Raw genomic sequence first — 14,603 nt, forward strand, 5'->3', positions numbered from 1 at the left:
TATAACCTTGCTAATTATAATTTAGATTTGTTGGCTTGAGCCAAAGTATGACTTACGGATTGATGAACATAATCCAGTACTGGTTTCGGATATACACCCATTCCAACAACCATAATGGCCAAAAGAACATAGGCACTAACTTCAAAACCACTGAGATCTCGCAGTGCGGCGACTTTATCGTTGCCAATCGGACCAAATATAACCCGCTTATACATCCAAAGCGTATAAGATGCACCGATAATCAAGGTAGTAGCAGCCCAAAAGGCAATCCAAAAATTGGCTTTTACACTGCCTAAAATCACCATAAATTCACCAACAAATCCTGAGGTCCCCGGTAAGCCGGCATTGGCCATTGCAAACAGCATTAAAAATGAAGCAAATACAGGCATGGTATGAACTAGACCCCCAAAATCTTTGATTTGGCGAGTGTGCATGCGATCGTAAATATAACCGACACCGGCGAACATCGCGCTAGAGACAAAAGCATGGGAGATCATGATGATGATTGCACCCTCTAGAACCAAAGCAGCATTGGATAATCCAGATTGTCGGGCGATTGCAAAAATAGCAAAGAAACCCAGGGTCACAAACCCCATATGTGAAATGGATGAATACGCAATTAAGCGCTTCATATCTTTTTGAATAATGGCAACAAGACCTACGTAAACTACTGCAATGAGCGAGAGTACAATAATGACCATGGCATATTTATTACAAGCATCAGGCACAATGGGCAAAGCAAATCGAATAAATCCGTAAGCCCCGAGCTTTAACAGAATAGCCGCCAAAACAATTGAGCCCCCAGCTGGTGCTTCCGTATGTGCATCTGGCAACCAGGTATGAACAGGGAACATGGGTATTTTTATGGCAAAACCAAGGAAGAAAGCAATAAAAATTAAAGTTTGTGCAGTCATTCCAAGTTTAATGGCATACAAAGTTTCAATCTTAAAGGAGCCAACCACATATCCCATGTATAAAAATGCGGCTAACATCAATACCGAGCCAAGAAAAGTGTAGAGGAAAAATTTAATTGCAGCATAGACCCTATTATCTGAACCCCATATCCCTATAATTAAATACATCGGGATTAGTGTGGCTTCCCAGAAAATATAGAAGACAATTGCGTCCAATGCTGAAAAAACACCTACAAGAAAGCCTTGCATGATTAAAAATGCAGCCATGTATTGGGCAACTCTCTTATGGATACTATCCCAGGTTGCAAGAATTACAATAAGATTGGTAAAAATGCTTAATACGATAAGCAATAAAGATAAGCCATCTATTCCCAAGCTGTAGTTAATTCCTAAGGCCGGCATCCATGGATATTCGCTTACAAACTGCATTACAGCTGAGTTTTTATCAAAGCCTGTAAGCAAAGGAATGCACATCGCCAAAGTCAGTAAGACAATAAACAACGACAAATATCGTGAGATATTAGGGTTGTCATCATCTCCCGTAAGGAATACAAACACTCCTCCAATGATGGGTAACCAGATCAATAAATTGAGCAAATGATGCATACCTTCACCTTATAATCAGCCAAGTAACAACCAGCATAAGAAAATAAACAAACCGAAAACCATCACCGTTGCATAGTGATATAGATAACCACTCTGCATTGCACGTCCTTTTTGGGCAAACCACCGTACAGTTCGTCCAGTTCCATTGACAATCATTCCATCGATCAGCTTCTGGTCACCAACGTTGTAGAACAAGCGGCCAAGTGCTTTTGAGCCGCGGACAATGAATAAATCATTGAATGAATCAAATCCATACTTATTCAAGAGAATTCGATAGGGCAAAGAGAATGTCCGAGCGAGTTTTCCTGGTAGAGTCGGCACAGCAATATAACAAAGCCAGGCAATGACAATTCCAGCAATAGTAATCCAGAATAGCGGAGACAATATGGAGTGCAGTGCCTGTTGCCAGGGTGAAGAAACTTCTCGAGCCAGTTCGCCCAGCACATTATGTTCAGGTAATACAAACAAAGACTTACCTAACAAGGATGGCGCATTGAAAAGCATTGGCATGTATAAGATGTAACCTATAACCACTGAGGGTATGGCCAGCATCACTAAAGGAAACCAAACAACCCATGGGGATTCATGAATGTGCTCGAAACTATGCTCATCCATGCGTGGCTGTCCATGGAAAGTCATGAATAGCGCACGAAAAGTATATAAAGCAGTCACCATCGCTCCAGCGGCGACGCAGAAATAGGCATATCCGCTTCCAGGAATTTCTGATAATTTAGCTGCTTCAATGATGGTATCTTTTGAATAAAATCCGGCGAAAGGTGGCAGTGCGCAGAGAGCCAAGCTTCCAATTAAAAATGTCACATATGTGATGGGCATTTTCTTCCAAATACCACCCATTTTCCGCATATCTTGCTCATGGTGCATACCAATAATTACTGAGCCGGCCGCGAGAAATAACAAGGCTTTGAAACAGGCATGGGTAAGCAAATGAAATATGCCTGCACTATAAGCCGAGGCTCCCATGGCGACCATCATATAGCCTAATTGCGACAAGGTTGAGTAAGCCACCACACGCTTAATGTCATTCATGACCAAAGCCAGAATTCCAGTAAACAATGCTCCTGTAGCGCCGATTACGATAATAGTGCTCAGTGCAACATTGGACAATTCAACCAAGGGCGAAATTCTAGCTACCATAAATACGCCAGCGGTCACCATTGTAGCAGCATGAATCAAGGCTGAAATGGGAGTAGGACCTTCCATGGATTCAGGGAGCCACACGTGCAAAGGGACCTGTGCCGATTTACCCATTGCCCCAACAAATAATAAAAGGCAGCTAACTGTAATTACAGACCAGGGATGGCCAGCAAATAATTCGATAGACTGACTTGCTAAAGAATTAGCACTACGAAACACTGTTTCATAATCCAAACTACCCGTGTAGGCAAGAACCAATCCGATCCCTAAAATAAATCCAAAATCACCCACCCGGTTAACCAAAAATGCTTTAAGTCCGCCTTCGATTGCAGATTCTTTATAATACCAAAAGCTGATAAGCAAATAAGAAACCAAACCCACACCTTCCCAACCAAAAAACAACTGTAGGAAATTATTAGCAGTGACCAGCATAAGCATCATAAAGGTAAAAAGAGAGATGTAGCTGAAAAACCTTTGGTAGCCATCGTCATCAGCCATATAGCCAATTGTATAAATATGGACAAGAAAGGATACAAACGTGACCACAAGCAGCATAATTGAGGTTAAAGGGTCAATTAAAAAGCCTATCTGGAAACTATAGGGAAATAAATCTCCACCGCTCGCCCATGTAAACAAATTCACATTAACACTGTCTGCCGCCCCGCTCAAAATCATGGTGGCAACATAAATTGACAGCAGAAGCGATAAGCCAACCCCAAATATTGTCACAGAATGTGCCCCAACCCGGCCTATCTGATTACGAAAAAACCCTGCAACCACAGAGCCAAACAGTGGTGCCAGAACAATTACGAGACATAGTTGTTGTATACTCACGTTATCAACCTTTTAAATGATTCATCTTATCAACATCAATATTGCCACGGTTTCGATAGAGCAACATTACAATAGCTAAGCCAATCGCTGCTTCTGCAGCAGCAACAGTTAATATAAAAAAGACGAATACTTGTCCTGCAACACCACCATAGAAATGAGAAAATGCAATGAAGTTCGTATTTACTGCCAGTAGCATTAATTCAACGCAAACTAGAAGCAGGATGATGTTTTTGCGATTCAACATAATGCCGATGAGACTCAAGCCGAACATAATTGCCGCTAATATCAAATAATTATTTAATGGGATCATTGGCTATTCCTAAACTTTTTCTTCGGCTTGCATCTTAACGAGTTCCATTCGATCCTGTTGACGGGTCATAATTTGCTTGGTTATGTCCTGGCGTTTGGATCGTGCTGCACCCCGATGCACCAAAGTAATTGCTGAAATGATGGCAACCAACAGTAATACAGAAGCAATTTCAAAGGCTAAAACGTAATCGGTGTAAAGAACCAGGCCTATTTGCTCTGAGTTGGAAATGGGTTGCAAAGAAGGTATGAAATTTTCATCTTCCAAGGGCACAGAAGATGCATTTGCAACTGAGCTATTCTCTACCGCTTTGTTAAATGTATTTTCGGGGATTGCCACCAGCAATAAACCTGTCAGCAAAGCCACTAAAATGAGGCCAAAAGGCAAATACCGGACAAAATGAGCTTTCATGGATTCGACGTCGATGTTTAGCATCATAACCACAAAGAGGAATAAGGTCATGACCGCACCCACATAGACAAGTACCAGAATCAGGGCCAGAAACTCAGCTTCCGCTATAATCCACAAGGCTGCCGTTGCAAAAAAGGTAAGCACTAAGAAAAGTACACAGCGGACAGGGTTATTTTGGGTAATAACCATTAATGCAGACAACAATGCCACTGCAGCAAAAACATAAAAGGCTATTTGTATAAAGATTTCGTGCATGTTCTCATCCTATTAGCGGAATTTTTTGTCAGCTTGCCGATCTGCTGCCAGTTTTTTCTCCATCAAATCACCGACAGCCAAGAGTTTTTCTTTAGTCATGATGTTTTGACCACGCTCACTGACATGCCAATGCTGAATGGGAGTGACAACAATTGAATCGACGGGACAAGATTCTTCACACAAGCCGCAGTATATGCATTTGAATGTATCAATGTCATATCTGGTAGTGCGTCTCGAACCATCCTCACGTGGTTCAGATTCAATGGTAATTGCTAAAGCTGGACATACGGCTTCACACAATTTGCAGGCGATGCACCTCTCCTCACCATTTGGATATCTTCTAAGTGCCAACATACCTCTGAAACGAGGAGAGACCGGAGTTTTCTCTTCAGGAAACTGAACCGTGACTTTCTTTTTAAAAAAATATTTTCCGGTTACAGCCAATCCGCTGAATAGTTCCCACAGCAGAAAACTGCGAACATAGTGTTTAATGTATCGATATGCTTGTTTCATTAGCTCTGCTCAATTTCACGAGTTAAAACCACGGCTTAACATGCGCCAAGACCATTAATGCTGTAACAATCACCCAAACGATTGTCACTGGTATTAGTACTTTCCATCCCAGGCGCATCAGTTGGTCGTAGCGATAGCGGGGGAAGGTGGCACGGATCCATAAGTAAACAAACAGGAAGAATGTTATCTTTAACATCAGCCAGACAAAACCTGGAACCACGAAGAAAATACTGTGAAGTACAGGAATGCCTTCAAATGGCGACAACCATCCTCCCAAAAACAGTACGCTGATGGTTGCTGATATCAATATCATGCTCGCATATTCGGCCAAGAAAAACAGCGCGAAACCTATACCTGAATACTCCACATGAAATCCGGCAACAATCTCAGATTCGCCTTCGGCCAAATCAAAGGGTGCACGATTGGTTTCGGCAATACCAGAAATCCAAAAGGCAAAGAATAGCGGCAGTAACGGCAAAAACCACCAGTGCCATATTCCCCCTCGTTGAGAATTGACTACGTCCGTTAAATTCATGCTGCCTGCTGCTAGTAGTACCCCTACAATGGAAAAGCCCATTGCAATCTCATAGGAAACCGTTTGTGCAGCGCTTCTGAGTGAGCCAAACATGGCGTATTTGGAGTTTGAGGCCCAACCAGCAATGAGAACCCCATAAACTCCCAGTGAACTTAAGGCAAACAGGTAAAGCACACCGGCATTAATATTAGATAATACAACACCTTCTGAAAAAGGGATCACCGCCCATCCGGCCAATGCAGGTGCTAAAGAGAGCAATGGTGCAATGACAAACAAATACCTGTTGGAACGGCTTGGTATAATGATTTCTTTGGTTATTAATTTAAACAGATCTGCAAATGGTTGTAACAACCCCAGCCAACCTACACGGTTTGGGCCAATGCGTGCCTGAATGTAACCAATTACCTTTCTTTCAAAGTAAATCAGGTAGGCAACCACAATAAGAAGTGGCACCACAATCACCAAGATTTTAATAATTATCCATAGCAAAATGCCGATGTCTTGTAGCATATTTTTACCTTAGCGCTTTATTGTTATGGCAGCAAAAGAGTGCCCCAAATCTATTGTCTCTGGCATTGCATTGGCCACCCAGACAACATCGGGCGCGATACGCTCGTCTCGTTTAAGCGGCAATGTTATCTCAATATCACCTTGAGATACAGTAGCAACTTCATCTAATTTCAACCTTTCAGCAGTTGATGGATGAATACGGATGCAAGCCGTTTCTGCGGCTGCACATTTTTGCAGAGCAAGAGCATGGCGAACAATCATATCTGAGCGATATAAAGGCCATTCCCCAACGCGTACCAACTGTTGGTTAATTGCTGGCAGCGACTCCGCTAAATAGGGTTCATATTTGGTTTCAGTCTGCATGTCCGCTAAGGTTTTAATTTCATTGAGCACTTCTTCTGAGGAAAGATATTCAAATCCTTCGCAATGGAGCAAATTCGCCAAAACTCTAATGATTTTCCAAGCTGGCCTTGCCTCAGCATGAGGGGTTTTTGCCCCTTTTACCGTTTGCCATGCTCTGTCCACATTAATATAGGTGCCTGATGTTTCTGCAAAAGGCGCAATAGGGAGAATAACATTGGCATAATCCTGCATTGACTCATGTTGGAATGCGGATAATAAAACAACAAATTCCGCTCCCAGCATCGATTGGCGCGCCCGGCTTGGATTGGCGAAATCGTAGCCTGGCTCGAGTGCTAACAGGAAATAACCTTTTAATTTGGCATTCAAGGCCGTCTGCACATCCATGCCTGGATTTTCAACAGTTTTGCCTGCAAGTGTGCGATGAGGCACCATTCCTGCCAACCATGCTCCGGCCGCATTGGCTCCTGTGCTTAATCTTAAAACCCGTATTCCTTGTTGTTCTATAAAATAGACCAGGGTTCTTAATAATGAAGCATCGGGATGATTTTCAAACAAGGCCCCAGTAACGACTGCGGCATTGCCCTGCTTTAATACTTCAGCCATGGCTGAACTGGTCTCGTCAGCTTGCAACCCTAATAGCAGTTTCTGTACTTCTGTGGGTAATGCAGAAACATCATCATTCAAAGCCAGGACTAGCTTAGCCAGTTGCATTGTCATTTCCTGGGGGGAAACGATTATTTTGCTGGTGGTTTCAAAATGGAATGGGTAATCCACTGGGTTAATCGCAAAAATTTTAGCGCCATTACGGTAAGCTTTACGAACGCGCACACCAGCTAGTGGTACTTCTCGATGTATGTTGCAACCCAATAATAGAATGCTATTTTGATTTTCAAGCTCAGAATACTGCAGCGTGCTTTCTGGCATTGTTGGCAAATTAGCCTGATCACGAAAATCCGCTTGCTGAATGCGGTGATCAACATTGTGAACGCCTAACTCTCTCATGAATTTTTGCAATAAATACAACTCTTCAAGCGTAGATGAAGGAGAGGCAAACGCTGCAAATTGCTCAGGACCGTATTGTTTGATGACCCGGCTAATGCCTTCCGCTGCAAACTTTAATGCGGTGCTCCAATCCACTACTTCCCATTGACCATCACGCTTAATCATAGGTTGGCTAGCGCGTGCCTCATGGTTTAATCCCAGATAACTGAAACGATCGCGATCTGAGAGCCAGGTCTCATTGATGGATTCATTTTCCTTGGGGACAACCCGCAATAACTCGTTTCGGCGAACATGCAAATGAATGTTTGACCCTAAGCAATCGTGTGGTGCTACGCCGTCATATTGATTAAGCTCCCAAGCCCTTGCTTTAAAGCGGAACGGTTTAGAAGTGAGGGCACCAACTGGGCAAAGATCGATGATGTTTCCGGATACTTCTGATCGCATGCTGTGATTGACAAAAGTACCAATTTGCATGGCTTCACCACGCCCTGTCGCACCTAATTCACGCATGCCAGCAATTTCCTCACCAAAGCGGACACAACGTGTGCAATGAATGCAGCGAGTCATTTCTGTTGCAATTAAGGTTCCCAGGTTATCATCATCAACGGAGCGTTTGCTTTCCTCATATTCAGATGAGTCATAGCCAAAGCCCATGGAGATGTCTTGTAGCTCACACTCACCACCCTGATCGCAAATCGGGCAGTCCAAGGGATGGTTTATCAAAAGAAATTCCATAACTGCTTCCTGCGAGCGAATGGTTTCTTCTGACTTTGTGTATACTTTCATGCCATTGGTAATTGGAGTAGCACAAGCAGGAACCGGCTTGCGACCATTTTCAACTTCGACCAGACACATGCGGCAATTTGCAGCCACTGACAATTTCTTGTGGTAGCAGAAACGCGGGATATAAATTCCTGCTTCGTCTGCAACCTCAATAATCATCTTACCGTTTTCTACTTCAAATGTTTTACCGTCGATTTCAATGGTAGCCATTGTTCAAACCTTCTCAATTGTAATGGATCAGTTTGGAACGGTTGTGCTTTAGCCCTATCTGAAAAAAACTCTTCAAATTGCGCATATTTTCTATGCCTGCTTCAGGATAAACTTGTACAACTGCACTCAAACTTACCGGTTACCAAACCTCTAATTCATCAGCTGATGGTACTCTCCAATTAAGCCGTAACCATCGAGCGCTTATGCTTAATGAAATACTCAAATTCGTGATAAAAATGCTTCACAAAACTCTGTACAGGCCAAGCCGCAGCTTCTCCTAGAGCACAAATAGTGCGCCCTTCGATTTTGTCAGCTACATTCGCAAGCTTCTCAATATCACCCAGCTCACCATGCCCTTCTCTAATTCGATGAATAAGCCTTACCATCCATCCTGTCCCTTCACGGCAAGGAGTGCATTGCCCACAAGATTCATCCATATAAAATTCAGATATTCTGTATAAAGCATCAACCATGCAGGTGGTCTCATCCATGATTATCACTGCTCCTGATCCTAAACCGGAGCCAGCTTTTTGAATGCTGTCATAATCCATATCAAGGGTCATCATGACGTCGCCTGGTAAAACTTTCATCGAAGTTCCACCTGGTATTACCGCCTTAATTTTTCGGCCTTGACGAACTCCCCCTGCCAGTTCAAGCAGGGTTTTAAAAGGAGTACCCAGAGGAATTTCAAAATTTCCTGGCTTGTTGACGTGCCCGCTGACGCTAAAGCACTTTGCCCCGCCATTATTAGGTTTGCCCAATTTTAAAAACCACTCGCCCCCCTTCTCCAGAATTACTGGCACAGAGGCGAAAGTTTCCGTGTTGTTAATGGTTGTAGGTTTGCCATAAAGACCGTAATTAGCAGGAAAAGGGGGTTTGAAGCGTGGCTGACCTTTCTTTCCTTCCAATGAGTTAAGAAGAGCTGTTTCCTCGCCGCAGATGTATGCTCCAGCTCCCAAATGATTGTACAGATCAAAGTCAACGCCTGACCCCAAAATATTTTTACCTAAGAATCCAGCTGCATACGCTTCTTTTAGGGCTGCCTCCATGCGTTCAAATGGAAGCCAGAATTCCCCACGGATGTAGTTATAGCCAACAGTAGCTCCCATGGTGTAACCGGCAATGATCATGCCTTCTATTAATTGATGCGGATTTTTACTCAAAATATCCCGATCTTTACAAGTGCCTGGTTCACCTTCATCCGAATTGCACACCACATATTTTTGTATAGGGGCATTGCGATTCATAAAGCTCCACTTAAGACCTGTAGGGAAGCCTGCGCCACCCCGACCTCGCAAAGCCGATGTTTTCAATTCCTCAATAATTTGCTGTGGTGAAATTTTTTCTCTAAAAATTCTCTGCAGTGCGCTATAGCCTCCAACGCTTTTATAAGCATCAAGGGTCCAGGGCTCATCCAAATGAAAAGTTCGGTAACAGACTTGATTTAATTCAACCATGACAACCCACCTCTAGTGTTCATTGGTATTGTTCCAATACCTGGTCAATTTTCTCAGGGGTCAGGTTCTCGTGATAATCTTTATCCACTTGCATCATAGGCGCATTGACGCAAGCGCCTAAACATTCCACTGACCTTAAAGTATATTTGCCGTCCCCAGTGGTTTCACCGAGCTTGATGCCGAGCTTTTGCTCTAAATAATTTACGACTTCCTTAGAACCACAGAGCTTGCAGGATATATTCGTGCAAACATTGATTAAATGCTTACCGATTGGCTTATGCTCATACATGGTATAAAAGGTGGATACTTCGTAAACTGCAATGGAAGGCATATCTAAATACTCGGCTACTGCATCCATCAGTTCAGGAGTTAAATAGCCATGCTCCTCTTGCACCACCGTTAATGCCCTCATCACCGCAGATTGCTTTTCATTAGGAGGATATTTAGCAATCCAAGTATTTATTTCATCTATACCAGCTGGTGAGATGAGTTGAGGAAGTAATTTAGCTGAGTTCTCAGACATTCTTTCTAACCTTTACAATTTATACTAGCAAGACAATACTTGCCTAGATTTAGCGATCAATTTCACCAAAAACAATATCCTGGCTTGCTAAAATAGCCACACCATCTGCCAGCAAATGACCACGAGCCATTTCATCAAAACAAGACAAGTGGGCAAAACCAGGAGCGCGTATTTTTATTCGATAAGGCTTATTCGCACCATCCGAAACCAAATAGATGCCGAATTCACCTTTTGGTGCCTCTACAGCGCTATACACCTCTCCTCTTGGCAAGCAAAATCCTTCGGTGAACAGTTTGAAATGGTGAATTAAAGCTTCCATATCATGCTTCATTGCTTCGCGGGTAGGAGGCGTTATTTTGTGATCATCCACTTTAATTGGACCCGGATTGTTACGTAGCCATTCGATGCACTGGCGAACGATGCGATTGGATTGGCGCAATTCGGCCACTCGAACTAGATATCTGGCGTAACAATCGCCAGTTTTACCTACGGGAATATCAAAATCCATCTTATCGTAGACCGCATAAGGTTGTTTTTTACGCAAATCCCAAGCTATTCCAGATGCACGAAGCATTGGGCCACTAAAGCCCCATTGCAAAGCAGTTTCAGGAGAAACAATACCAATATCTACTGTACGCTGTTTCCAAATTCGGTTATCGGTTAGCAAGGCTTCATATTCATCAATGCGATTTGGAAAACGTTCGGTAAAAGCCCACAGGAAATCCAGGAGGCTTCCACTCCTGTCCTCATTCATTTTTTCAACTTCACGCTCATTATGCCATCGTGAAGGTTTGTATTTAGGCATGCTATCGGGCAAATCGCGAGCCACACCACCGGGCCGATAATATTTGGCATGCATTCTTGCGCCGGAAACGGCTTCGTAGCAATCGAATAAGTCTTCACGTTCACGAAAACAGTATAGAAAAACAGTCATTGCGCCGATATCAAGAGCTGTGGCACCCAGCCAGAGCAAATGATTTAAAATACGAGTAACTTCATCAAACATGGTGCGAATGTACTGCGCACGAATGGGAACCTCAATACCCAAAAGCTTTTCCAAAGCCAGCACATAGGCATGCTCATTACACATCATGGAAACATAATCGAGGCGATCCATATAACCCACGTTTTGTAGGTAGGGCTTGGTTTCAGCAAGTTTTTCGGTTGCACGATGCAGCAGACCGATGTGTGGATCTGCACGTACAATGGTTTCACCCTCCAGCTCCATAACCAGACGTAATACACCATGAGCGGCAGGGTGTTGCGGACCGAAATTTAGGGTGTAATTTTTTAATTCAATCATTGCTCGCCCCCTGCATTTTTAGGACCAAGATAACGATTATCATTTCTGATTACCTTGGGCACGAGAATTCTAGCTTCAATATCCACGGGTTCATAAATGACTTTTTGCAAGCGGGCATCGTAGCGCATTTCGACATGGCCGCTTAAAGGGAAGTCTTTGCGGAAGGGATGACCAATAAATCCATAATCCGTCAAAATACGCCGTAAGTCGGGGTGCCCATCAAACAATATTCCAAATAGGTCATAAGCTTCACGTTCAAACCAGTTTGCACCTTTCCATATTTCATGAACAGAAGGCACAATTAAATGAGATTCTTCAACAAAAACCTTGACGCGAATCCGCTGGTTTAGTTTGATTGACAGCAAATGGTAAACTACGGCAAAGCGCGGTTTAGATAAGGAATAAGCCTTTGCTTCCTGCCGTTCGACCCCTCGCGAAAACCCATTCTCAGTTGCTTCTTCAGTTTCCCAATCGTAATCACCATAGAGTAGATAATCGACAGCGCATAAATCGATTAATTGCTCAAAAGCAAATGCCTCATGATCCCTTAATTGAAACAGGGCCGACTTTAAATAAGCCAGTTCTGTCTCCAAGGTAATTTCGTCATTGGCCACGTCAATCGAGGTAATCAAGCCATTCAATTCACCAGTTAATTTTTCAGCCAAGCTCGTTAGTTTTGTCATCTCTGATTGCCCCGATCTAAGCTTCGATTATCGATTTGTTTTTGATTTTATTCTGCAGTTGAATAATGCCATACAGAAGAGCTTCCGCGGTTGGGGGACAGCCAGGAACATAAATATCAACTGGAACAATACGATCGCAACCACGAACAACTGAGTAAGAATAATGATAATAGCCACCACCATTGGCACAAGAACCCATTGAAATTACCCATCTGGGTTCTGGCATTTGATCATACACGCGACGCAATGGGGGAGCCATTTTATTGCATAAAGTTCCAGCAACAATCATCACATCCGATTGTCTGGGACTGGGTCTAAAAATAATGCCGAATCGGTCCAAGTCATAACGTGCAGCACCTACGTGCATCATTTCGACAGCACAACAAGCCAAACCAAAAGTCATTGGCCACATTGAGCCACTCCGGGCCCAACCAAGCAGCTTGTCGACCGAGGTTGTAACAAAGCCAGTTTTCTGCAATTCAGCAACAGCCATAGCAAGCCTCTAAATTAAATTGGTGTAAGATAATATCAGGGTTTTCTCTGGAAATGCATAGATCACTCCCATTCAAGAGCGCCCCGTTTCCATTCGTAGATAAAGCCTATAACCAATAAGCCTAGAAAGATCATCATTGCGGAAAAACCGAACCAACCAATCTTACGTAAAACCAAGGCCCATGGGACAAAAAAGGCCGTTTCCAAATCAAAAATAATAAATAGTATAGCAACTAAATAAAATCTGACATCAAAGGGAATATGGGAGCTTTCAAATGCATTGAAACCGCATTCATAAGGGGCGTTTTTAACCGGGTACGGGTCATGTTTGCTTAGCAGAGCACCTGCTCCAAGCATGACCAGACCAAGGATGAGCCCAAGAACAATAAAAACTAGTATAGGTAAGTATTGTGATAGCATAATTTCACATCGCTCGGATTTGGTGCCGAAGGCCGGACTCGAACCGGCACGGCTTGCGCCACCGCCCCCTCAAGACGGCGTGTCTACCAATTTCACCACTTCGGCATTGTTAACTTTCTGGTAAGCGAATCAAGTAGTTACTTAATCGATTACAATTATTGTTTTCCGCTCTTACTGCTATCAACCGGCACTGGAATGTTACTTTTTGGTACGATGGTTTGCTGAGGTATAGCTTGCTGTGCAGCCTTCTGGTATTGAGAGGATACCATGTACGACAGAGACAAACTCGTGACAAAAAAAGTCAAGGCCAAACCGCCAGTTAATTTGAACAGGAAACTTCCTGTACCTTGGCTACCAAACACCGTATTGGATGCACCAGAGCCAAAAGCTGCGCCAATATCGGCACCTTTACCATGCTGAATTAAAACCAAGCCAATTAGGACTATGGCAACCAGCACGTGAATCATTAAAACTAATTGATACATTTCATAATATCCACAAACTGTCGCGCATTTAATGATGCGCCACCTACCAAACCACCGTCGACGTCTGGCATCGCAAACAATGAGCCAGCATTTTTCTCATTGACACTGCCACCGTACAGTATAGTCAGCTCATTAGCATCTTCAAGATTAAAGTCAGCCACCAATTCTCTTATTGAAGAATGCACTTCTTGTACTTGCTCAGGTGAAGCAGTTTGCCCTGTTCCTATTGCCCAAACAGGCTCATAGGCTATTATGCATTCATTAAAGCAGCGGTCACCTTTTGCAGTCATTGCAAGCAGCTGCTTTGCCAACACTTGTTCTGTTAAGCCCTGTTTACGTTCTTCTAACGTTTCGCCAACGCAAAGAACCGGTATCATACCATGTTCTTTGACATGGTGGAATTTATCTGCAATAAAATTTTCATCCTCTTGGAAGAGGCGCCGCCGCTCAGAATGGCCAACTAAAACATACTGGCAGTCGTAGTCGCATAGCATTGGAGCAGACAATTCTCCAGTATATGCGCCCCATTCCTTAGGATAGACATTTTGCGCACCCCATTTTATTGGATGCCCTGCGATTATTTCTTTTACCAAAGGCAAATAAATCGCTGGAGGAAACACCACACAGGTTGCTGAACCTGGTTGATTGTCAAAATATTCCAGCAATTGCTGTAATAATATTTTGATCTGGCTGATATTGCCATTCATCTTCCAGTTGCCAGCAACAATTTTTTTCCTCATTGATCCCCCAAAGGATTACGGTGCGAGAATATACCTTAAACTCCAAACAAATCCTAGAGTTAACTTTTAATTTTTGAATTTTAACTCTTTTGCTGACGAATT

At 43.2% G+C, this 14,603-nt stretch carries 15 protein-coding genes and 1 tRNA gene; all 16 read right to left on the minus strand.

Features of this window, described 5'->3' with window-relative positions; translation table 11 throughout:
- Positions 1–14 precede the first annotated feature (14 nt).
- Positions 15–1,520: a complex I subunit 4 family protein gene (locus EL203_RS12925; RefSeq protein WP_058471824.1), complete on the minus strand. Its 1,506-nt coding sequence runs from the start codon at positions 1,518–1,520 to the stop codon at positions 15–17.
- A gap of 15 nt (positions 1,521–1,535) precedes the next feature.
- The gene (nuoL, locus tag EL203_RS12930; protein ID WP_058471823.1) at positions 1,536–3,509 is read right to left on the minus strand and encodes an NADH-quinone oxidoreductase subunit L; all 1,974 of its coding nucleotides are present in this window, start codon (positions 3,507–3,509) and stop codon (positions 1,536–1,538) included.
- 4 nt (positions 3,510–3,513) lie between these two features.
- Positions 3,514–3,819, minus strand: a complete 306-nt coding sequence (nuoK, locus tag EL203_RS12935; RefSeq protein WP_058471822.1) for an NADH-quinone oxidoreductase subunit NuoK — start codon at positions 3,817–3,819, stop codon at positions 3,514–3,516.
- Between the two features lie 9 nt (positions 3,820–3,828).
- Positions 3,829–4,482 carry an NADH-quinone oxidoreductase subunit J gene (locus tag EL203_RS12940; RefSeq protein ID WP_058471821.1) on the minus strand — a complete coding sequence of 218 codons (654 nt, stop codon included), beginning with the start codon at positions 4,480–4,482 and terminating at the stop codon, positions 3,829–3,831.
- Positions 4,483–4,494: 12 nt separating this feature from the next.
- Positions 4,495–4,995: an NADH-quinone oxidoreductase subunit NuoI gene (gene nuoI / locus EL203_RS12945; RefSeq protein WP_058471820.1), complete on the minus strand. Its 501-nt coding sequence runs from the start codon at positions 4,993–4,995 to the stop codon at positions 4,495–4,497.
- A gap of 22 nt (positions 4,996–5,017) precedes the next feature.
- A complete protein-coding gene (nuoH, locus tag EL203_RS12950) occupies positions 5,018–6,040 on the minus strand; it encodes an NADH-quinone oxidoreductase subunit NuoH (RefSeq protein WP_058471819.1) in 1,023 nt (340 codons plus the stop codon).
- A gap of 9 nt (positions 6,041–6,049) precedes the next feature.
- Positions 6,050–8,398, minus strand: coding sequence for an NADH-quinone oxidoreductase subunit NuoG (nuoG, locus tag EL203_RS12955; protein WP_058471818.1), 2,349 nt, complete (start codon positions 8,396–8,398; stop codon positions 6,050–6,052).
- A 179-nt stretch (positions 8,399–8,577) separates the two neighbouring features.
- Entirely contained in the window at positions 8,578–9,855 is a 1,278-nt protein-coding gene (gene nuoF / locus EL203_RS12960; RefSeq protein ID WP_058471817.1) for an NADH-quinone oxidoreductase subunit NuoF, read from the minus strand.
- Positions 9,856–9,874: 19 nt separating this feature from the next.
- Positions 9,875–10,378 (minus strand): NADH-quinone oxidoreductase subunit NuoE, encoded by a 504-nt coding sequence (gene nuoE, locus EL203_RS12965; protein WP_058471816.1) that lies wholly within the window; start codon positions 10,376–10,378, stop codon positions 9,875–9,877.
- A gap of 49 nt (positions 10,379–10,427) precedes the next feature.
- Positions 10,428–11,681 carry an NADH-quinone oxidoreductase subunit D gene (locus tag EL203_RS12970; protein ID WP_058471815.1) on the minus strand — a complete coding sequence of 418 codons (1,254 nt, stop codon included), beginning with the start codon at positions 11,679–11,681 and terminating at the stop codon, positions 10,428–10,430.
- Complete coding sequence (locus tag EL203_RS12975; protein WP_058471814.1) at positions 11,678–12,364, minus strand: NADH-quinone oxidoreductase subunit C; 687 nt, start codon at positions 12,362–12,364, stop codon at positions 11,678–11,680. The genes EL203_RS12970 and EL203_RS12975 overlap by 4 nt, the downstream gene beginning before the upstream one ends.
- A 16-nt stretch (positions 12,365–12,380) precedes the next feature.
- Positions 12,381–12,857, minus strand: coding sequence for a NuoB/complex I 20 kDa subunit family protein (locus tag EL203_RS12980; RefSeq protein WP_058471813.1), 477 nt, complete (start codon positions 12,855–12,857; stop codon positions 12,381–12,383).
- A gap of 62 nt (positions 12,858–12,919) precedes the next feature.
- The gene (locus EL203_RS12985; protein ID WP_058471812.1) at positions 12,920–13,276 is read right to left on the minus strand and encodes an NADH-quinone oxidoreductase subunit A; all 357 of its coding nucleotides are present in this window, start codon (positions 13,274–13,276) and stop codon (positions 12,920–12,922) included.
- Between the two features lie 20 nt (positions 13,277–13,296).
- A tRNA-Leu gene (locus EL203_RS12990) sits at positions 13,297–13,381 on the minus strand.
- A 50-nt stretch (positions 13,382–13,431) separates the two neighbouring features.
- Positions 13,432–13,761 carry a preprotein translocase subunit SecG gene (gene secG / locus EL203_RS12995; RefSeq protein WP_058471811.1) on the minus strand — a complete coding sequence of 110 codons (330 nt, stop codon included), beginning with the start codon at positions 13,759–13,761 and terminating at the stop codon, positions 13,432–13,434.
- Positions 13,749–14,501, minus strand: coding sequence for a triose-phosphate isomerase (gene tpiA / locus EL203_RS13000; protein WP_058471810.1), 753 nt, complete (start codon positions 14,499–14,501; stop codon positions 13,749–13,751). Before tpiA ends, secG begins: the two co-directional genes overlap by 13 nt.
- Between the last annotated feature and the right edge of the window lie 102 nt (positions 14,502–14,603).

This window comes from Legionella jordanis, assembly GCF_900637635.1.
GTDB lineage: Bacteria > Pseudomonadota > Gammaproteobacteria > Legionellales > Legionellaceae > Tatlockia > Tatlockia jordanis.